The organism is Citrobacter sp. RHB35-C17 (genome assembly GCF_013816795.1).
GTDB lineage: Bacteria > Pseudomonadota > Gammaproteobacteria > Enterobacterales > Enterobacteriaceae > Citrobacter_A > Citrobacter_A amalonaticus.
The window spans coordinates 2,172,771-2,191,572 of sequence record NZ_CP057150.1; the positions used below are offsets into that span (position 1 = coordinate 2,172,771).

Here is an 18,802-nt window from a genome sequence, read left to right on the forward strand (position 1 = left end):
TTATCCTTTGCGGTGTCCGTACACGCGCGGGCGCGTGTAGTAGTCAATCAGCGGCACCGTAATATTGGCTAACAGTACGGCAAAGGCCACGCCATCCGGATAGCCGCCGAAGCTACGGATTAACCACACCAGCAGGCCCGCCAGTGCGCCAAACACCAGACGACCGCGATTGGTCGTCGAGGCCGTCACCGGATCCGTCAGAATGAAGAATGCGCCAAGCATCGTTGCCCCACTGAGCAGATGAATTTGCGGGGAAGCCAGCGACTCGGGGACAAACAGCCAGCCCAGCGTCGCACAGACGCCCAATGAGAGCAGGAAGCTTACCGGAATATGCCAGCGAATAGCTTTTTGCTGTAGCAGAAAAACACCGCCAGCCAGCCAGGCCAGGTTGACCCACTGCCAGCCCGCACCGGCAAACATACCGTTGTAAATGGGGCACTGCATGATCTGCTCAACAGAATGACCTGCATGCAGAGAGGTTTTGAACGTATCCAGCGGCGTGGCCTGGCTTACCCCGTCAATCCCCATACGCAACGTATTCATATCACCGCCGCTGGCGGTATGCCCGGTAAAGATGACCTGCAGCGCATCGACCAGTCCCGGCGCGCTGGCGGCAATATCCTGTGGGGGCAACCAACTGGTCATCTGCACCGGGAAGGAGATTAGCAGCACCACATAACCAATCATCGCCGGGTTGAACGGGTTTTGTCCCAGACCACCATACAATTGCTTGGCAATGATCACCGCGAATACCGTACCGAGGATCACCATCCACCAGGGGGCGAGGGGAGGAATACTGACGGCCAGCAGCAGACCGGTCAGCAGCGCGGAGTTATCTTTTAAAATCGCCACTACCGGCTGTTTACGCAATCTGAGTACGGCGGCCTCCGCCAGCAGCGCACTGGCGCAGGCGAGTACGATCTGGAACAGCGTCCCCCAGCCGAAAAACCACCATTGCACGGCGATGCCTGGCACCGCAGCCAGTAAGACCAGCAGCATAATGCGCGAGGTTTGACGCTGATTATGCGTGTAGGGAGAACTTGCGATTCTGAATACCATTTATTCCTCGTTAACAACCTGCTGCTGAGCGTCTTTTTTAGCTTTTGCGCGCGCTATTGCAGCGGCGATGGCCGCCTTGCGTGGGTCGACCGGTTCCAGGGAAGGGGCAACTGGTTCGTCGCTGGCCTGCTGTTCCTGTTTGCGCGCCTTCGCACGGGCGATAGCGGCCTCGACGGCGGCTTTACGCGGATCGGCATCCACTGCGGTGACGTTCCCGGCCTGTTTTGCTCGTGCCAGCGCTTTGCGCGCTTCGCGAGCGGCTATCACCGCACTATTGTCCGGTTTTTCACCGGCTTTGATCATGACCGGTTGAGTCGCTTGCGCCTGTTTCTCTTTGACGCGAGCCAGGGCGGCGGCAATGGCATCCTGATCTTTTGCCGCAGGCTGCACGGCGGCTTTCTTGTGACGTTCCAGACGCGCCGCTTTCTCTCGCTCCAGGCGAGCCTGACGCGCTTCAAAGCGCGCTTTAGCCTCTGCCGCGCGTTTCTCTTCCTGGCTTATTGCGTAAAGCTCGGCTTTCTCCTGACGGAAATATTGCACCAACGGAATATTGCTCGGGCAAACCCAGGCACAGGCACCGCATTCAATGCAGTCGGCAATGTTATGCGCCGTGGCTTTGTCATGCTGTTGCCCTTTACTGAACCAGTAAAGCTGCTGGGGCAGAAGATCTGCCGGGCAGGCGTCGGCGCAGGCGCTACAGCGAATGCAGCCTTTCTCTTCCTGTGGTTCACCCATCTCTGTCGCTGACGGTGCCAGCAAACAGTTGGTGATCTTTACGACCGGCACATCGAGCCACGGTAGGGTGAAGCCCATCAGCGGGCCGCCCATAATCACCATCTGATCGGCAGAAGGGCAGAAACCGGCATCATTTAACAGATGTTTCACTGGTGTACCCAGCCTCGCCCAGACGTTGCCTGGACGACTGACCGCTTCACCGGTGAGGGTCACAACCCGTTCAGTAATCGGTTCTCCATCGACGATCGCGCGTTTTACCGCATACGCCGTACCGACGTTTTGCATCAGTACGCCGATGTCGGAAGAACGACCGCCGTGCGGAACCTGCTTCCCGGTCAGGATTTGGGTCAGCTGTTTTGCGCCGCCCGACGGATATTTCGTCGGGATGACACGCAGTGAGATATCCCGCGCGTCGGCCAGCACCGCACGCAGCATTGAGATGGCCTGCGGTTTGTTATCTTCGATACCGATGAGGACTTCACTCGGTTGCAGAATATGCGCCAGGATACGGATACCCTCGACAACCTGCGCCGCACAATCCTGCATCAGCCGATCGTCGGCAGTGATATAGGGTTCACATTCCGCCGCGTTGATGATCAGCGTTTCAATTTTGTCGCCGCCACCCTTTAATTTATAGCCGGTTGGAAAGCCGGCACCGCCCAGTCCAGCGACGCCGAACTGGTGAATACGTTCGATTAGGGCTTCGCGGCTCTGCGAACGGTAATCCTGCCAACCTTCGCGTTCAATCCAGCGGTCTTCGCCGTCGGCGTCGATGATCACGCTAAGTTCAGCTAATGCCGAAGGATGCGCCGTTGAGTGGGGCGCAATGGCGACCACCGTCCCGGAAGTGGGCGCATGAACCGGGAGCATTCTTCCCCATCCACGGGTCAGCGCTTGTCCGCGCAATACGTGTTGCCCTTCGGCGACGCACAGTTCACCTTCGGCACCGATATGTTGTTTGAGCGGCATAACAAAGCGCTGCGCGAGGGGAACCTGACGCAGCGGCGTGCCGTTTGACTGGGTTTTCATTTCCGGCGGATGGATACCGCCGTTGAAATCCCAGATCTTATCTTTTCTGAAAGCAGAGAATAACTTAAGCATGTTGTTCCACGGGGATATTACGCACGGGGATCGTGTTCAAATCCCACTTCCAGCTGTCAGGTGTTTCGGCGACCGGACGCAGTTCAATGCAGTGAGTCGGGCAGGGATCCACGCACAGATTGCAGCCCGTGCACAAATCACTCATCACCGTGTGCATGGCACGCGTTGCGCCAATAATGGCATCCACCGGGCAGGCCTGAATACACTTGGTGCAGCCGATACAGTTGGCTTCATCAATCATCGCCAGCATGCGGACCGGCGCCACATCCTGTTCATCGCCATCAATCGGCTGGGGATCCACGTTCAGCAGTTCAGCGATTTTTAACATCACCGCTTCGCCGCCAGGCGCACAGCGGTTAATTTTTTCACCCTGACTGCCAATCGCTTCCGCATAGGGGCGACAGCCGGGATAGCCGCATTGCCCACACTGGCTCTGCGGCAGAATCTCATCGATTTTTTCCACGACAGGATCATCCTCCACCGCGTAACGACGGGAGGCGTAACCCAGGATAGCGCCGAACACCAGGCCCAGCAGGCTCACGGCGGCAACGGCAATCCAGATAGCATTCATTACAACTTCACCAAACCACTAAAGCCCATAAAGGCCAGAGACATTAACCCGGCGGTAATCAGCGCAATGGCGTTACCGCGAAACGGTGCCGGTACATCTGCAACGGCGAGACGCTCGCGAATCGCCGCAAACAGCACCATCACCAGCGAGAAGCCGACGGCGGCGGAAAAACCGTACAGCGCCGACTGTAAAAAGTTATGGCCGAGATTGATATTCAGCAGCGCGACACCGAGAACCGCGCAGTTGGTGGTGATCAGCGGTAAGAAAATCCCCAGCAGGCGATAGAGCGCCGGGCTGGTTTTGCGCACCACCATTTCAGTAAATTGCACCACGACCGCGATAACCAGAATAAAGGCCAGCGTGCGCAGATAAATGAGATTGAGCGGGATCAGGATCCAGGTGTCAATCAGCCAGGCGCAGATTGAGGCCAGCGTCATCACAAACGTGGTCGCAAGCCCCATCCCCATCGCGGTTTCCAGCTTTTTGGAAACGCCCATAAAAGGACAAAGCCCCAGAAACTTAACCAGTACAAAGTTATTGACCAGTACAGTTCCGACAAACAGCAGCAGGTAATCAGTCATTTTTCGGCCTGAAATAAAAAAGCCGCCTATTATCTGACAATCTACAGCAGGCGACAACAGGTTAACTGTAAGGTTATTACGGGTTCACAAAGGTCGTTTTCACACGCGAGGAACGCTTGAAATAGGGCACTAACAGTGCTGCCGCCAGCAACGGGAAGAGTAACTGACGCACAGCTAAGGCGTCGGGCACCGGTGAAAAGGCAAAAGCCTTGACCGCCAGTAAGACGGAGACCAGCAGCCAGATAATATAGTGCTTCGGCACACTGCGTCTGCGCTTAAAGAACGCAATCGTCAACCACAGGGTGTAATACCACATGGCAATCGCGGTGAGAAAAGAGACGCCCCACAACAGCAGGTTGCCGGTACTTTGCTCTGCCAGCATCGCTAACGTTTTGGGCGAGGCGAGCGCCGTAGCATACAGGAACAAGGCCAGCGACGCACTCAGCAAGGCGACTAAAAGCCAGGCCAGCGGGCCCAGTAACCAACCGCCAATGCGCTGTGCCGGTGTTGTGGTCATAAAATCTCCGGAATTGCCAGACGTACCGTTGTTTTTGGGGCAATTATTATAAAGCTTTTACCGGCAAGCGCTACTTTCTTATTGCACGTAGTGCCAGACGGATTTCGGTACCTGACCAACATCAAAAAGGCGACCGCCGGAGACCAGTTCTGCGCGGCGATGATCGGCCGCGCGATACATATTGATAATGTCATGATCGTCGGTCAGGGTGTAGTGCAGGTGGTCAAACAGCTTTTCCAGGCTTTCGAGCGAGCTAATTTTGCGAAATTTTAATAAATAATCCTGAACAGTCATAAACAGGGATCCCTATATATAAAAATAAAGCCACGAGTGGTGAAGGTAAAATAAACCTGTCCCGGTGAAAGGAACCGGCAGGTAAAGGCCGAAAAAGTATTTTCTTAAATGATGTTTGCAGTGCCAGACGACACCAGAGCGAAGGGTAACGCGCTTCGCCATCACTGGCAACAAGCGCCGGCATGGGAGGCCGCACAATTCGCTTTTTCAGATAATTTTTCGGCTTTTTCTGCAAATAATTCGGGAAAACCGACTTTCCAGGCGACATACGCCGCCTGGTGCGCTATTTCTGCTGAACAGCGGCAGTCGGTTCGGGAGGCTGATAATTATCGATATGATTGGCAACGCCAAGGAGGACCACGGACACCGCAAGAACCACCCAACCTGTTAATTCAATAAGACGATTGATGACTGACGACATTTGCTTGATTTATCCTTAAATACCGGCAGCAGATGTTACTTAGCAATAATTATCCCGGCAAGTGTTTCGGGAACGATTTCAGCGACTTTATACCGACAAACTGCCCGAAAGTGACATTTATTTGACTTAAGTTAAATAACGACCTTTATAGCCTCAGGGTTATTAAACTATTGTGAGTGGTTCATGGATAGTGTGAAATAGTCACAGACTGAAACGAGAGGCATATATATGAGTGACAACATCCGTGTAGGACTGATTGGCTACGGATACGCCAGTAAAACGTTCCATGCCCCCCTGATTGATGGCACGCCGGGACTGGAACTGGCCGTCGTTTCCAGTAGCGATGCAGCGAAAGTGAAGGCGGACTGGCCTTCCGTGGCCGTTGTCTCTGAGCCGAAGCATCTGTTTAACGACCCTAATATTGATCTGATCGTCATACCCACACCAAACGATACCCATTTCCCGCTGGCCAAAGCGGCGCTGGAAGCGGGTAAACATGTGGTGGTTGATAAACCTTTCACCGTGACACTGTCACAAGCGCGCGAACTGGATGCGCTGGCACGCAGTCTGGGACGGGTGCTCTCTGTTTTCCACAACCGTCGTTGGGACAGTGACTTTTTGACCCTGAAAGCGATGCTGGCGGAAGGCGTTTTGGGTGAGGTCGCCTATTTTGAATCGCATTTCGACCGCTTTCGTCCGCAGGTACGGGATCGCTGGCGTGAGCAAGGGGGACCGGGAAGCGGTATCTGGTACGATCTGGCACCGCATCTGCTTGATCAGGCGATCAATCTGTTCGGTCTGCCTGTCAGCATGACGGTAGATTTGGCCCAGTTGCGCCCGGGGGCACAGTCAACCGACTACTTCCATGCCACGCTTTCCTACCCGCAGCGTCGGGTGATCTTACACGGTACGATGCTGGCGGCAGCGGAATCGGCGCGTTACATCGTGCATGGTTCGCGCGGCAGCTATGTGAAGTACGGTCTGGATCCGCAGGAAGAGCGTCTGAAAAATGGCGAGCGCCTGCCGCAAGAAGACTGGGGCTACGATATGCGTGATGGCATCGTCACACGCGTTGAAGGCGAAACACGGGTGGAAGAGACCTGGCTGACCGTGCCGGGGAATTATCCGGCGTACTATGCCGGGATCCGCGATGCGTTGAATGGTCACGGAGAGAACCCGGTACCGGCGAGCCAGGCTATCCAGATTATGGAACTGATTGAACTGGGAATTGAGTCGGCGAAACATCGTTCGACGTTATGCCTTGCCTGATGTCTGAAAGGCCCGATGAATCACGACGGGCCTCTTTTCGCTATGCCGCCGCCACTTTTTCTCGCAGCGCCTGTTTTTCCGCCGCGTTCAGGAAGGCGATTTCCAGTCCGTTAATCTGTGCCTGACGAATCTGCTCACGGCTCAGTCCTGCTGCCGGTGCCGCAACGGTATATTCGTGAATGATATCCACTCCCTGAACCGCCGGATCGTCAGTATTCAGGCTGGCGAGGACGCCATGCTCGAGGAACGTTTTCAGCGGATGCGCGGACAATGATGCCACGGTGCTGGTCTGAATATTCGACGTCAGACAGGATTCGATGCCAATCCGTTGTTCCGCGAGGAAATCCATCAGCGCCGGATCCTCAACCGCTTTCACGCCGTGGCCGATGCGTTCCGCACCCAGTTCGCGAATGGCCTGCCAGATGCTTTCCGGACCGGCAGCTTCTCCGGCGTGCACCGTAATGTGCCAGCCTGCGTCACGCGCGCGGTTGAAATGGGACAGGAACAGGCTGCCGGGGAAGCCCAGTTCATCACCGGCAAGGTCAAGCGCGGTGATCCGATCGCGGTGCGCCAGCAGTGCTTCCAGCTCCTGTAGACACGCGGCCTCGCCGAAGGTCCGGCTCATGATGCCTATCAGTTGCGCCTGCACGCCAAAGGTTTTACAGCCTTCATGTACGCCAGCGATGACCGCTTCCACCACGCCAGCAACCGGCAGCTGATGTGTCATTGCCATGTAGCCCGGAGAAAAACGCAGTTCTACATAGTGCAGGCCATTGCGGGCGGCGTCTTCGATATTTTCAAACGCGACGCGGCGACAGGCGTCGAGGGACGCTAAGACTTTCACGCCCCAGTCCAGTTTCGACAGAAAGCTAACCAGATCCGGTTCAGTGGCCGTGACCTGTACATGAGGGATCAGCGTTTCAAGGGTTTGCGCGGGGAGGGGCAAATTGAACTGGCGGCCAAGATCCAGAATGGTTTGTGCCCGGATGTTACCATCAAGGTGGCGATGAATGTCAGTTAACGGCAGGGAATTATCAATCATGGTCGCACTCATTATTCGTATATAAAAGTGCGCGCTATTATAAAAACAAAAGCAGGAGAAAAGCTATGTTGCGCAATGATTAATTCCATTGCGCAACCGGGGTCAGCGTACTGATCGGATCGCGTTAATTAATCCGTTCACGCCTTTTTCGAGTTTTGAACGTGGACAACCGGCATTCAGTCGTACAAAACCGCGTCCTTCATCACCGTAAGTAAAGCCGGGCATGATGGCGATTTTTTCCTGCTGAATCAGCGCATTCTGCAATGCATTATCATCAACGTTTAATGCCCGCAGATCGATCCACGCGAGATAGGTCGACTGCGGCACCGGCCAGTTAAGTTCAGGAAAAGCGTCGTTCAGCGTATCTGCAATGTAGTGTAGATTGTCCCGGAGATACGCCCGTAGCGCGTCCAGCCACGGCTCACCCTGTTCATAGGCCGCGATATGAGCAGTCAGTGCCAGCACGGCGGGAGAGGACAGACCGTCGCGACCTTTCAACGCGTTGAGATACGTATCACGACTGTCAGCGTCTTCAATCATCCCGTAAGCGCCGGTCAACGCCGGAATATTGAAGCTTTTGGAGCCAGAGGTAAACAGCGCCCAATTGTCACGCGCCACATTGCTCCAGGGGATGTGCGGCTGTTCGCCCCAGACCATATCCATATGAATTTCATCAGATATGACCCGCACGCCGTGACGCTGGCAGCGTTCCGCCATCGCTTCCAGTTCCTCGCGCGTCCAGACTTTACCGGTTGGGTTATGCGGACTGCACAGCAGCAAAATTTTACTTTCCGGGCGCGCCAGCGCCGCATCCAGTTTCTCTATATCGCAATGCCAGTGGCCATTGCGCTGTTCCAGTGCCACCGGAACAACATGGCGCTGATTGCCTTCGATAGCCTTATAGAACGCGTCATAGGCAGGGGTATGGAGCACCACGCCGTCACCGACAGAAGACCACTGGCGGATGAGCTGTGACACCATATAGATCACGGAAGGGCCATACACCAGCGATCCGGTATCGATACGCGTATTGTGGCGCCGGGCAAACCAGTGGGCAACCGCGCCGAGAAACGCCTCATTCTGCCAGCGACTGTAGCCCAGCACACCGTGAGCGAGGCGCTGATTCAGCGCCTCCAGGATGCAGGGAGCCGTCGCGAAATCCATATCAGAGATAGTAAACGGCAGCAGGTCGGCAGTGCCGAAGCGATCGGCTACGTAATCCCATTGCGTGCACCATGTACCGTGACGGTCAACAACCTGTGAAAAATCAAACATGTGCGTGTCCTTATGCCTGAACGGTGTTCATCAGACCGGCCATTTCATCTTTAACCGACTGGACCTGCGGGCCAATCACCACCTGCAGGTTATGTTGATTCAACTGCACGACACCGATGGCACGATTGTCCTTCAGCGCCTGCACATCAACCTGCGACATATCCTTAACAGAAAGACGCAGTCGGGTAATGCAGTTATCCAGACTAACGATGTTATCCGCACCGCCCAGCGCAGCCAGAATAGCAGGTACGTTATAACCTGATTTTCCCGGCGTACCGGCAACGGCTTTTTCGATCGAGCTGGCAATCTCACTGTCACGACCCGGTGTTTTGAGGTTAAAGCGAGTGATAGCGAAGCGGAAGATAGCATAGTACACCACGAACCAGACTGCCGCGACGACCGGTACCAGATACCATTTGGTGGACAGTCCGTGGAGGATCCCAAACACCACAAAGTCAATGATATTGCCGTCAGTATTACCGATAGTCACACCCAGAACCGACATCATGGTAAAGCCCAGACCGGTCAGCAATGCGTGAATGACATACAGCACCGGAGCGACAAACAGGAACAGGAATTCCAGTGGTTCCGTGGTGCCGCCAACGACGCAGGCAATCAGACCCGAGATCAGCAGCCCTTTGATCTTGTGACGATTCTCAGGACGCGCGCAGTGGTACATCGCTAACGCCGCACCTGGCAAGCCGCCGAGAAATGCCGGCATTTTACCCTGTGACAGGAAGCGGGTGGCGCTTTCTGAGAAGCCCTGCGTGGTCGGGCAACTCAGTTGCGCCTGGAAAATGGTCAGCGCGCCGCTCACCGTATGACCGCACACTTCCTGGGTGCCCCCGGCGTCGGTAAAACGAATTAACGCCACCAGAATGTGATGCAAACCAAACGGCAACAGCAGGCGTTCGCCCGTACCAAACAGCATCGGACCAAAGTCGCCCGCACTGTTAATCATATGACCCAGACCGCTGATCCCCATCGCGAAAACCGGCCACACCAACGGGATCACCAGACCAACCAGTCCCATCACCACTGAGGAGACGATTGGGACAAAGCGGGTGCCGCCGAAGAAGGCCAGCGCATCCGGCAAACGAATGTTATGAAAACGCTCGTGCAGCATCCACACGATAATACCGGCGATTACCGCACCGAGGATCCCGGTGTCAATTGACTGAATACCGAGGATATTCTGGATGTTGTTGGCTTTCAGGACCGCCGCATCGGTGGTCGGCAGAATACCCTTTGCTGTCAGCCAGAAGTTAACGGCGAGGTTCATTACCGCGTAACCGACAAAACCGGCAAACGCCGCCACGCCTTTGTTTTCGCGCGCCAGCCCGAGCGGAATCGCAATACAGAACATCACCGGCAGGAAACTGAAGGCAAAGGAGCCAACTTTGCTCATCCAGGTAAAGATGGCCTGTAGCACCGGATTACCCAGTGCCGGAAGCAGGGTGATCACATCGTGGCTGCTTAGCGAACTGCCAATCCCCAGCATAATCCCGCAAAACGAAAGCAGCGCCACGGGCAGCATAAACGTTTTCCCTAACTGCTGGAAAAATTCCCACAGCGTAATTTTTGGTGTTGTTTTCGCCGTCATCTAACGACTCCTTGTGCAAATCCATCGGTAATGAGAAAATTTGATCAAGAAGATAAAACGTTTTATCACTTTTTAGTGCGGTGAAAATCACATTATCAGACGATATTAACGCGTATAAATAGAAGTAATAGATAAAACGTTTTATCTGTCACATTATCAGGGAGTCTGGCGTTTTTATGGCCATAGCCAAAAAAATCACTATCCACGATGTTGCACTGGCGGCGGGCGTCTCCGTCAGCACGGTTTCACTGGTACTCAGCGGCAAAGGTCGTATTTCAACCGCCACCGGCGAACGGGTGAATGCGGCGATAGAACAACTCGGTTTTGTGCGTAACCGTCAGGCTTCGGTGTTACGGGGGGGCCAGAGCGGAGTGATTGGATTGATTGTCCGCGATCTGTCGGCTCCGTTTTATGCTGAACTGACGGCGGGATTAACGGAAGCACTGGAAGCACAGGGCCGGATGGCGTTTTTGTTGCATGGTGGTCAGGATGGTGAACAACTGGCGCAGCGTTTTGCCATGCTCTTGAATCAGGGCGTTGACGGCGTGGTGATCGCCGGGGCGGCGGGCAGCAGCGATGACCTGCGCCTGATGGCGGAAGAAAAGGGCATTCCGGTGGTTTTCGCCTCGCGAGCCAGTTATCTGGACGACGTAGATACCGTGCGTCCGGACAATATGCAGGCCGCGCAACTGTTGACGGAGCATCTGATTCGTCACGGTCATCAGCGCATCGCATGGTTGGGTGGGCAGAGTTCATCATTAACGCGTGCGGAACGCGTCGGCGGCTACTGTGCGACACTGCTGAAATACGGTTTACCGTTTCACAGCGACTGGGTCATGGAATGCGCATCCAGCCAGAAGCAGGCCGCCGAGGCCATCGGCGCGTTACTACGACGCAATCCGACCATCAGCGCCGTGGTGTGCTACAACGAAACGATTGCGATGGGCGCATGGTTTGGCCTGATGCGGGCGGGACGGCAGAGCGGTGAAGTGGGGGTTGATCGCTACTTTGAGCAGCAGGTTTCATTAGGCGCCTTTGCCGATGTGGCGGAAAACGCGCTGGACGATCTGCCAATTGTCTGGGCGACAATGCCGGCGCGGGAAATGGGCTACAGTCTGGCGGAACGCATCCTGCAACGCATTGCGCGTGAGGAAAGTCACACCCGCAGTCAGACGCTATCTGCGCGACTGGTGGTGCAAGAATAAACCCCTCCGCAGAGGGGTTCTGGTGATTACGGCTGGGGCAGCACCATGCCGAACATTCCGACAAACTCCTCCAGCGGCATCTTCTTCCCGTTTAAGGTCACCTGACCATTCGCGTACTGCAGGCTGGTGCCAATGGTGTTGTCTTCAAGGGTGGTAATGCGGAACATCTGTCCCATCGCGGCCAGGCCTTTCACCTGCTGGTTGGCAAGTTTAGCGGCTTCATCCTGCTGATAACCTTCCAGACGGGCGACCTGAGTCATAAACTCAACGGCCATATCCACCGGAATCGACAGCTTACCGTCGAGCGATTTCACCGAGCGGTCGACTTCGTCGGCCAGCGTTTGCGGTTCACCTTGCGCGGTGGCCGGATCCTTCAGGAACAGGGACAAATTCAGCGCCGTTTCGCCTTTGGCATTTTTCCAGCTCAACGGCGCAATGGTAATGACCGGTTCGCCTTTCATCAACAGCGGCAGGGCACCAAAGAAAGCTTCGGTCACTTTCTGCTGATACAGTTCCGGGTTGTCCGCCACGTCCGGCTGCGATAACAGCGCCTGGGTCTGGGCATTATACTGCTGGCTAAACTGATGCCATGCCGCGCCGTCAATCTGACCGACTTTCAGCGTCAGCTTGCCGCTTCCCAGATCCTGATTCTGAACCTTGAGGCTGTTCAGGGTGTAATCCAGTTGGCTGTTGATGGTTTTACCGTCATCCACGAGATCGGTCTTCCCACTGATCTCCATGCCTTCCAGCAGCGCCATCTCTTTGCCTTCAACGGCGAGGGCCATTTTCCCAATCGTGACTTTCTGATCGCCGACGCGCTCACCAAAGCTGGCAAGCGTGCTGGAACCTTCTGTTTTCAGGTCGTTAAAGGAGAGCTGGACCTTTTGATCGTATTCGTTCACCGCATCGACCAGACCGCTCTTCGCTTCACCGGAAAGGGAAACCACGTTGCCTTCTTTATCGGCATTGAAAATAAATTCGCCGCCGCTGAAGGCGACTTTCTCCGCCCCTTTTTCGTAGTTCAGCGGTTTCAGCGACATTGCGGAACGGGTATCGCCGCTGTAGCTGATTCGCGAATTGATCTCAAAAGGCGTTTCACCTTTCGCCATCTCAAAGAGCGGTTTGCTGACGTCATTGTTGACCAGGGTCGTCTTCACCGAGGCCATCGACGGCAGAAGATTAAAGGTTTTCAGTTGCGCGAACGGGAAGGGGCCGTGATCGACGGATTCGTCAAGCACCACGCTTTGGCCTGCTTTCAGCCAGGGATTTTCTTTTCCGGCCACCGGCTTGAGCACCAACTGTAACTGGCTGCTGAAGATGCCACGCTGATAGTTCTGATAAGCGAGTTCCACGTTTGCTTCCGGCGCGGTGAGTTTAATCTGCGCATTGGCCTGGTCGACCATCTCAGCAAGATGGGTTTCCAGCTTTTTACCTGTGTACCACGCACCGCCCGTCCAGACGACGCCGAGTGCGACAATCACACCTGCAGCTACCAGCGATTTTTTCATATTGTTTATCCATAAAATGAAACCAGGCGGTAGAGACCGCCTGGCAAAGTCATAAGCCGATTACAAGCTTAGCAAGAGTAACTACAAAATTCAGTAAGTTGCTAGAGTTTGTTGTAAACCCGCGCCACACGGCCCACGCCGCTGACGCTCACCGGCGACTCTTCGGCGCTGATAAATGCCGATTCTCCCGGTTTCAGCACCAGGCGCTGCTCGCCTTTGCGTAGGATAGCTTCGCCCTCAACGCAGAAGAGTATCGCGGCGCTTTGCTGGTCAATCGCGGTTTCTTGCGCAGACAGGTCGTGCAGGGAGAACGCGAAATCATTAACCGGGATCGGGAAATCAAGTTCCGCGCCATGTTTCACCGGCGTGGTCAACAACTGGTTCGCCGGTTTTGCTTCAAACTTCACATTGGCAGCCAGTTCCGGAATGTCGATGTATTTCGGCGTCAGACCCGCGCGCAGCACGTTATCGGAGTTGGCCATCACTTCCAGCGCCACACCTTGCAGATAGGCATGCGGCGTTTCGGCGAACAGGAACATCGCTTCACCTGGATTGAGCTTCACCACGTTCAGTAGCAGAGGTGAGAAGAGGCCGCTGTCGTCCGGGTAAAACTCCGCGATAAGACGGATGGTCTGCCACGGCTCGCCTTGCTGGGTTTCCAGCGCCGCTTTCAGAATTGCCAGCGCACGGGATTTCTCCTCACCCTGCATACTTAACAGAGCGGCAAACAACTGGCTCAGCCGCTCGGCGTTGGGCTGTTCGAGAAAATGAGCGATGGCAGTGTGTGCGCCAGCCACCGGTTGCAGCAGCGAAACGATTTCAGAGAACTCGCGAAACGCGTTCATGGCAAGGAACGGGGTCAGCGCGAAGACCAGCTCCGGCTTGTGATTGGGATCTTTGTAGTTGCGCTCTGCGGCATCCATCGGGATACCGGCGGCGTTCTCTTTAGCGAAGCCAATTTCAGAATTGCGCTTGTTCGGATGCACCTGGATGGACAGCGGCTGCGCGGCGCACAGCACTTTGAACAGGAACGGCAATTCGCCGAAGCGCTCTGCCACGGCATCACCCAGCAGCGCGGATTGATTGCCGTCAATCACATCACGCAGCGAGACGACCTGACCGCTGGCATCTTCAATTTTTGAACTGCTTTTCGGGTGGGCGCCCATCCACAGCTCTGCCATAGGTAACTGCTGCGGATTCGCCAGACCATAGAGTTCCGTCAGCGCCGTTTTACTTCCCCAGGCGTAGTTCTGCACGGAGTTGATGAGTTTTTGCATGTTCAATGCCCTGTTGCAAGTTGGAAATCAGTGGGAACTTAATTCGACTATTAAAGCAAGAAACCTGTGGGAAGTAACCTGTGGGCGCAAAAAGTCGTACTTGTCTCAGTTTTTGTTAAAAAATTGTGTAGGATAGTGTAACTCGCTTTTAACGAGGGCAATGGAACATCTGCCCTGAAGCCTAAGAAAATCAGACCGAGCAGTAAGTGAGAGAACAATGTCAAACAAACCCTTTCATTATCAGGATCCTTTTCCCCTTAAAAAGGATGATACCGAATACACCCTGCTGACCAGTGAATACGTCTCCGTCGCCGAATTTGAAGGACAAGAGATCCTTAAAGTCGATCCGGAAGCGTTAACACTGCTCGCGCGCCAGGCCTTCCATGACGCCTCATTTATGCTGCGCCCCGCACACCAACAACAGGTTGCTGATATTCTGCGCGACCCGGACGCCAGCGAAAACGACAAATATGTGGCGCTGCAGTTCCTGCGCAACTCTGACATCGCGGCGAAGGGTATTTTGCCAACCTGCCAGGATACCGGCACGGCGATTATTGTCGGCAAAAAAGGCCAGCGCGTCTGGACCGGTGGTGGTGATGAGGCGGCGCTGGCGCGTGGGGTATACAACACCTACATCGAAGATAACCTGCGCTACTCGCAAAACGCCGCGCTGGATATGTATAAAGAGGTGAACACCGGCACCAACCTGCCGGCGCAGATTGACCTCTACAGCGTCGATGGCGATGAATACAAATTCCTTTGCATCGCGAAGGGCGGCGGCTCCGCAAACAAGACTTATCTCTATCAGGAAACCAAAGCGCTGCTCACACCGGGCAAACTGAAAAACTACCTGGTTGAGAAGATGCGGACGCTGGGAACCGCAGCATGTCCGCCATACCACATCGCCTTTGTGATCGGTGGGACGTCGGCAGAGGCGAACCTGAAAACCGTGAAGCTGGCGTCGGCGAAATACTATGACGAACTGCCGACCGAAGGGAATGAACATGGTCAGGCGTTCCGTGACGTCGAGCTGGAAAATGAACTGCTGACGGAGGCGCAAAACCTTGGTTTAGGCGCGCAGTTTGGCGGCAAATACTTTGCCCACGATATTCGCGTGATCCGTCTGCCGCGCCACGGCGCATCCTGTCCGGTCGGGATGGGCGTCTCCTGCTCAGCAGATCGCAACATCAAAGCGAAGATCAACCGTAAAGGCATCTGGATCGAGAAGCTGGAGCACAATCCGGGTAAATACATTCCTGAAGAACTGCGTAAAGCGGGCGAAGGGGAAGCGGTTCGTGTTGACCTGAATCGTCCAATGAAAGCGATCCTCGAACAGCTGTCGCAATACCCGGTGTCGACCCGTCTTTCCCTGAACGGCACGATCATTGTTGCTCGTGATATCGCGCACGCTAAATTAAAAGAGCGGATGGATAATGGCGAAGGGCTGCCGCAGTATGTAAAAGATCACCCGATTTACTACGCCGGTCCGGCGAAGACGCCAGAAGGCTATGCCTCCGGTTCACTCGGTCCGACCACCGCCGGGCGTATGGATTCGTATGTTGATCAGCTTCAGTCGCAGGGCGGGAGTATGATCATGCTGGCGAAGGGTAACCGCAGTCAGCAGGTGACTGACGCCTGTCAAAAACACGGCGGATTCTACCTCGGCAGCATTGGTGGTCCGGCGGCCGTACTGGCGCAGGGCAGCATCAAGAGCCTGGAGTGCGTGGAGTATCCGGAACTGGGAATGGAAGCGATCTGGAAAATCGAAGTCGAAGATTTCCCGGCCTTTATTCTCGTTGACGATAAAGGAAACGACTTCTTCCAGCAGATTCAGACGTCGCAGTGCGCACGCTGCGTTAAGTAACGTCAGCCGCCCTTCGGGGCGGTTTTTTTTATCGCACAAACCACCAAACGGTGGTGCTGTCATCGTTGATACTCATAAGACCGCAAGCATGTGGGCAATGTCGAACATAACCTAATCAATTCATTATCTAAGGAGCAGGTCATGGTAACGGTACGCAGCGAGAAAGATTCGATGGGCGCGATTGATGTCCCGGCAGATAAACTGTGGGGGGCACAAACCCAACGTTCACTTGAGCATTTTCGGATCTCCACCGAGAAAATGCCCGTCTCGCTGATCCACGCGCTGGCGCTCACCAAGCGCGCAGCGGCAAAGGTTAACGACGATTTAGGGTTGCTGGCCGCCGACAAAGCTGCCGCCATTATGCAGGCCGCGGATGAGGTGCTGGCAGATAAACACGCGGAAGAATTCCCTCTGGCTATCTGGCAGACCGGGTCGGGTACGCAAAGCAACATGAATATGAACGAAGTGCTGGCAAACCGGGCCAGTGAGTTGTTGGGCGGCGTTCGCGGCATGGAGCGCAAAGTCCATCCAAATGATGACGTCAACAAGAGCCAGAGTTCGAACGACGTCTTCCCGACGGCAATGCATGTGGCTGCGCTGCTGGCGTTGCGTAATCAATTGATTCCGCAGTTGCAGGTGTTGATGAAGACGCTGAACGAGAAATCAGACGCTTTCGCCGATATTGTCAAAATTGGCCGTACTCATCTCCAGGACGCCACGCCGCTGACGCTGGGACAGGAGATTTCTGGCTGGGTAGCGATGTTAGAACATAACCTGCGGCACATTGAAAACAGTCTGCCGCACGTGGCGGAACTGGCGTTGGGCGGAACAGCGGTCGGCACCGGGCTGAATACGCATCCGGAATATGCCCGTCGCGTCGCCGATGAACTGGCGGCCATCACCCAGGCTCCCTTTGTCACCGCGCCGAACAAGTTCGAAGCGCTGGCGACCTGTGATGCGCTGGTTCATGCTCACGGCGCGCTGAAAGGGCTGGCGGCGTCGCTAATGAAAATCGCCAACGATGTGCGCTGGCTGGCGTCGGGGCCACGCTGTGGCATTGGCGAAATCGCCATCCCGGAAAATGAACCGGGCAGCTCGATCATGCCGGGCAAGGTTAACCCAACCCAGTGTGAGGCGCTGACGATGCTGTGTTGTCAGGTGATGGGGAACGATGTGGCGATCAACATCGGCGGCGCATCAGGTAACTTCGAACTGAACGTCTTCCGTCCGATGGTGATCCACAACTTCCTGCAATCGGTGCGTCTGCTGGCGGACGGTATGGAAAGTTTCAACGAGCATTGTGCGGTCGGTATCGAACCCAATCGTGAGCGGATTAATCAGTTGCTCAATGAATCACTGATGCTTGTCACCGCGTTGAATACCCATATCGGCTACGACAAAGCGGCGGAAATCGCCAAGAAAGCACATAAAGAGGGGCTGACGCTGAAAGCTGCGGCTCTGGCGCTGGGCTATCTCACCGAAGTGGAGTTTGACAACTGGGTGCGGCCAGAGCAGATGGTCGGCAGTATGAAACCAGGTCGTTAATCCGCCACATAGAGGTGCAGCCGCGGAATTATCAGACGCAGCGGCTGTGCCTGCGGTTTAAAGCGATGCTGTATGTTTTCGGCATCGTAGTTCAGTAGCTCGCCAATATCCGGCATACCTGCGCCGTTTTCCGTATTGATCAACGCGATAAGCGGCGTAGGGCAGGCATGCTGTACCTGCTTTTGCTCGCCTTTGTACCAGACCCGGGCAATGGGCTGGACTTTGACCGGACGCTTAATTTTGAGTTTTGCCTGTTGTGGCAGGGCGGCGATATCCTGATATTCACGCTCCAGTTTTGCCTGCCACTCCTCGCGGGTCCAGGGATGTACGCTGCGCGGCGTATTCAGACTCTTTTCCAGTTGCGCCAGTACCTCATCGCGTTGCAAATTCTTGATGATATGTTTATTCGCCCAGCCAAAACGCAACGTCGCCGGATCGTTTATCACCGTCAGCGTCCGATAGGCATTGAGCGTAATCAGCCCCGGCAGATGGCGATGGACCCATTCAAAGCGCGCCGCAGACGGCAAACCGGACTCCACGGTGACAATATGCTCAAAAGTGGTTTTCAACTGATTGATGCGCTGTACCAGATTTTCCAGCGCCGCCTGGCTGGCACTGCCCACCTGATAGCACAGCACGCCCGGCAGACGCACCGCCGCTTTACTGCTACGTGTTTCGGACTGCTGCTGAATAAACAGGTGGCGATAGTGCGCCAGCGCCAACGCTTCGGCCTCTTTACCCAGATGCTGCTTCACCGCAATGGTATCCAGCGGGGCGTGCTCGGCCTCTTTGGTTACCTCCGGCAGCGAAAAGACACGGGCAATCATCAGATGATGTTCTCCGAGCGCTTGCGTTAGTTCAGCCAGCGTCTGCTCCATCTGGCGAAATGTGGTGTTCAGTCTGTCGACAAGATCGTAACGGGCCATTGCGCACCT

General features: G+C 55.2%; 17 protein-coding genes. 4 read left to right on the top strand and 13 right to left on the bottom strand.

Annotated features, from left to right (window positions below; translation table 11 throughout):
• From rsxD to blr, 7 genes are all read right to left on the bottom strand, one after another.
• Complete coding sequence (gene rsxD, locus HVZ37_RS10310; RefSeq protein WP_130097599.1) at positions 1-1,059, bottom strand: electron transport complex subunit RsxD; 1,059 nt, start codon at positions 1,057-1,059, stop codon at positions 1-3.
• Positions 1,060-2,895: an electron transport complex subunit RsxC gene (rsxC, locus tag HVZ37_RS10315; protein ID WP_181628401.1), complete on the bottom strand. Its 1,836-nt coding sequence runs from the start codon at positions 2,893-2,895 to the stop codon at positions 1,060-1,062.
• Entirely contained in the window at positions 2,888-3,466 is a 579-nt protein-coding gene (rsxB, locus tag HVZ37_RS10320; protein WP_043000785.1) for an electron transport complex subunit RsxB, read from the bottom strand. The genes rsxC and rsxB overlap by 8 nt, the downstream gene beginning before the upstream one ends.
• Positions 3,466-4,047: an electron transport complex subunit RsxA gene (gene rsxA / locus HVZ37_RS10325; protein ID WP_003029144.1), complete on the bottom strand. Its 582-nt coding sequence runs from the start codon at positions 4,045-4,047 to the stop codon at positions 3,466-3,468. The genes rsxB and rsxA overlap by 1 nt, the downstream gene beginning before the upstream one ends.
• Before the next feature lie 76 nt (positions 4,048-4,123).
• Positions 4,124-4,564 (bottom strand): DUF2569 domain-containing protein, encoded by a 441-nt coding sequence (locus HVZ37_RS10330; protein ID WP_043000784.1) that lies wholly within the window; start codon positions 4,562-4,564, stop codon positions 4,124-4,126.
• 78 nt (positions 4,565-4,642) lie between these two features.
• Entirely contained in the window at positions 4,643-4,858 is a 216-nt protein-coding gene (gene ydgT / locus HVZ37_RS10335) for a transcription modulator YdgT (RefSeq protein ID WP_043000783.1), read from the bottom strand.
• Between the two features lie 283 nt (positions 4,859-5,141).
• A complete protein-coding gene (gene blr, locus HVZ37_RS10340; RefSeq protein WP_043001937.1) occupies positions 5,142-5,267 on the bottom strand; it encodes a division septum protein Blr in 126 nt (41 codons plus the stop codon).
• A gap of 240 nt (positions 5,268-5,507) precedes the next feature.
• Between blr and HVZ37_RS10345 the strand changes: the two genes are divergently transcribed.
• Positions 5,508-6,548 carry an oxidoreductase gene (locus HVZ37_RS10345; RefSeq protein WP_043000782.1) on the top strand — a complete coding sequence of 347 codons (1,041 nt, stop codon included), beginning with the start codon at positions 5,508-5,510 and terminating at the stop codon, positions 6,546-6,548.
• A 40-nt stretch (positions 6,549-6,588) separates the two neighbouring features.
• On the opposite strand, the gene add is transcribed toward HVZ37_RS10345, so the two are convergent.
• The 3 genes from add to malX all read right to left on the bottom strand — a co-directional run bounded on the left by add (position 6,589) and on the right by malX (position 10,468).
• Entirely contained in the window at positions 6,589-7,590 is a 1,002-nt protein-coding gene (gene add, locus HVZ37_RS10350; RefSeq protein WP_043000781.1) for an adenosine deaminase, read from the bottom strand.
• Positions 7,591-7,692: 102 nt separating this feature from the next.
• Complete coding sequence (locus HVZ37_RS10355) at positions 7,693-8,865, bottom strand: MalY/PatB family protein (protein ID WP_181628402.1); 1,173 nt, start codon at positions 8,863-8,865, stop codon at positions 7,693-7,695.
• Between the two features lie 10 nt (positions 8,866-8,875).
• Positions 8,876-10,468, bottom strand: a complete 1,593-nt coding sequence (gene malX / locus HVZ37_RS10360; protein WP_044254641.1) for a PTS maltose transporter subunit IICB — start codon at positions 10,466-10,468, stop codon at positions 8,876-8,878.
• Positions 10,469-10,644: 176 nt separating this feature from the next.
• Between malX and HVZ37_RS10365 the strand changes: the two genes are divergently transcribed.
• Positions 10,645-11,673 (top strand): Mal regulon transcriptional regulator MalI, encoded by a 1,029-nt coding sequence (locus HVZ37_RS10365; protein WP_043000778.1) that lies wholly within the window; start codon positions 10,645-10,647, stop codon positions 11,671-11,673.
• A gap of 26 nt (positions 11,674-11,699) precedes the next feature.
• Here the strand turns inward: HVZ37_RS10365 and HVZ37_RS10370 are convergent, their stop codons facing one another.
• Together HVZ37_RS10370 and manA are read right to left on the bottom strand one after the other, a co-directional pair.
• Positions 11,700-13,181 carry a YdgA family protein gene (locus tag HVZ37_RS10370; RefSeq protein ID WP_044254638.1) on the bottom strand — a complete coding sequence of 494 codons (1,482 nt, stop codon included), beginning with the start codon at positions 13,179-13,181 and terminating at the stop codon, positions 11,700-11,702.
• Between the two features lie 101 nt (positions 13,182-13,282).
• Positions 13,283-14,458 (bottom strand): mannose-6-phosphate isomerase, encoded by a 1,176-nt coding sequence (gene manA / locus HVZ37_RS10375; RefSeq protein ID WP_181628403.1) that lies wholly within the window; start codon positions 14,456-14,458, stop codon positions 13,283-13,285.
• Between the two features lie 217 nt (positions 14,459-14,675).
• Between manA and fumB the strand changes: the two genes are divergently transcribed.
• Both fumB and fumC read left to right on the top strand, forming a co-directional pair.
• Positions 14,676-16,322 carry a class I fumarate hydratase gene (gene fumB, locus HVZ37_RS10380; protein ID WP_044254633.1) on the top strand — a complete coding sequence of 549 codons (1,647 nt, stop codon included), beginning with the start codon at positions 14,676-14,678 and terminating at the stop codon, positions 16,320-16,322.
• A 141-nt stretch (positions 16,323-16,463) separates the two neighbouring features.
• Positions 16,464-17,867, top strand: a complete 1,404-nt coding sequence (gene fumC, locus HVZ37_RS10385; protein ID WP_181628404.1) for a class II fumarate hydratase — start codon at positions 16,464-16,466, stop codon at positions 17,865-17,867.
• On the opposite strand, the gene tus is transcribed toward fumC, so the two are convergent.
• Positions 17,864-18,793, bottom strand: a complete 930-nt coding sequence (tus, locus tag HVZ37_RS10390) for a DNA replication terminus site-binding protein (protein WP_061070157.1) — start codon at positions 18,791-18,793, stop codon at positions 17,864-17,866. The two genes, fumC and tus, sit on opposite strands and share 4 nt — an antisense overlap.
• Between the last annotated feature and the right edge of the window lie 9 nt (positions 18,794-18,802).

Excerpts from the sequence above, each read along its gene's own strand:
- rsxD (WP_130097599.1), bottom strand. The coding sequence starts at position 1,059 with ATGGTATTCAGAATCGCAAGTTCTCCCTACACGCATAATCAGCGTCAA.
- rsxC (WP_181628401.1), bottom strand. The coding sequence starts at position 2,895 with ATGCTTAAGTTATTCTCTGCTTTCAGAAAAGATAAGATCTGGGATTTC.
- rsxB (WP_043000785.1), bottom strand. The coding sequence starts at position 3,466 with ATGAATGCTATCTGGATTGCCGTTGCCGCCGTGAGCCTGCTGGGCCTG.
- rsxA (WP_003029144.1), bottom strand. The coding sequence starts at position 4,047 with ATGACTGATTACCTGCTGCTGTTTGTCGGAACTGTACTGGTCAATAAC.
- HVZ37_RS10330 (WP_043000784.1), bottom strand. The coding sequence starts at position 4,564 with ATGACCACAACACCGGCACAGCGCATTGGCGGTTGGTTACTGGGCCCG.
- ydgT (WP_043000783.1), bottom strand. The coding sequence starts at position 4,858 with ATGACTGTTCAGGATTATTTATTAAAATTTCGCAAAATTAGCTCGCTC.
- HVZ37_RS10345 (WP_043000782.1), top strand. The coding sequence starts at position 5,508 with ATGAGTGACAACATCCGTGTAGGACTGATTGGCTACGGATACGCCAGT.
- add (WP_043000781.1), bottom strand. The coding sequence starts at position 7,590 with ATGATTGATAATTCCCTGCCGTTAACTGACATTCATCGCCACCTTGAT.
- HVZ37_RS10355 (WP_181628402.1), bottom strand. The coding sequence starts at position 8,865 with ATGTTTGATTTTTCACAGGTTGTTGACCGTCACGGTACATGGTGCACG.
- malX (WP_044254641.1), bottom strand. The coding sequence starts at position 10,468 with ATGACGGCGAAAACAACACCAAAAATTACGCTGTGGGAATTTTTCCAG.
- HVZ37_RS10365 (WP_043000778.1), top strand. The coding sequence starts at position 10,645 with ATGGCCATAGCCAAAAAAATCACTATCCACGATGTTGCACTGGCGGCG.
- HVZ37_RS10370 (WP_044254638.1), bottom strand. The coding sequence starts at position 13,181 with ATGAAAAAATCGCTGGTAGCTGCAGGTGTGATTGTCGCACTCGGCGTC.
- manA (WP_181628403.1), bottom strand. The coding sequence starts at position 14,458 with ATGCAAAAACTCATCAACTCCGTGCAGAACTACGCCTGGGGAAGTAAA.
- fumB (WP_044254633.1), top strand. The coding sequence starts at position 14,676 with ATGTCAAACAAACCCTTTCATTATCAGGATCCTTTTCCCCTTAAAAAG.
- fumC (WP_181628404.1), top strand. The coding sequence starts at position 16,464 with ATGGTAACGGTACGCAGCGAGAAAGATTCGATGGGCGCGATTGATGTC.
- tus (WP_061070157.1), bottom strand. The coding sequence starts at position 18,793 with ATGGCCCGTTACGATCTTGTCGACAGACTGAACACCACATTTCGCCAG.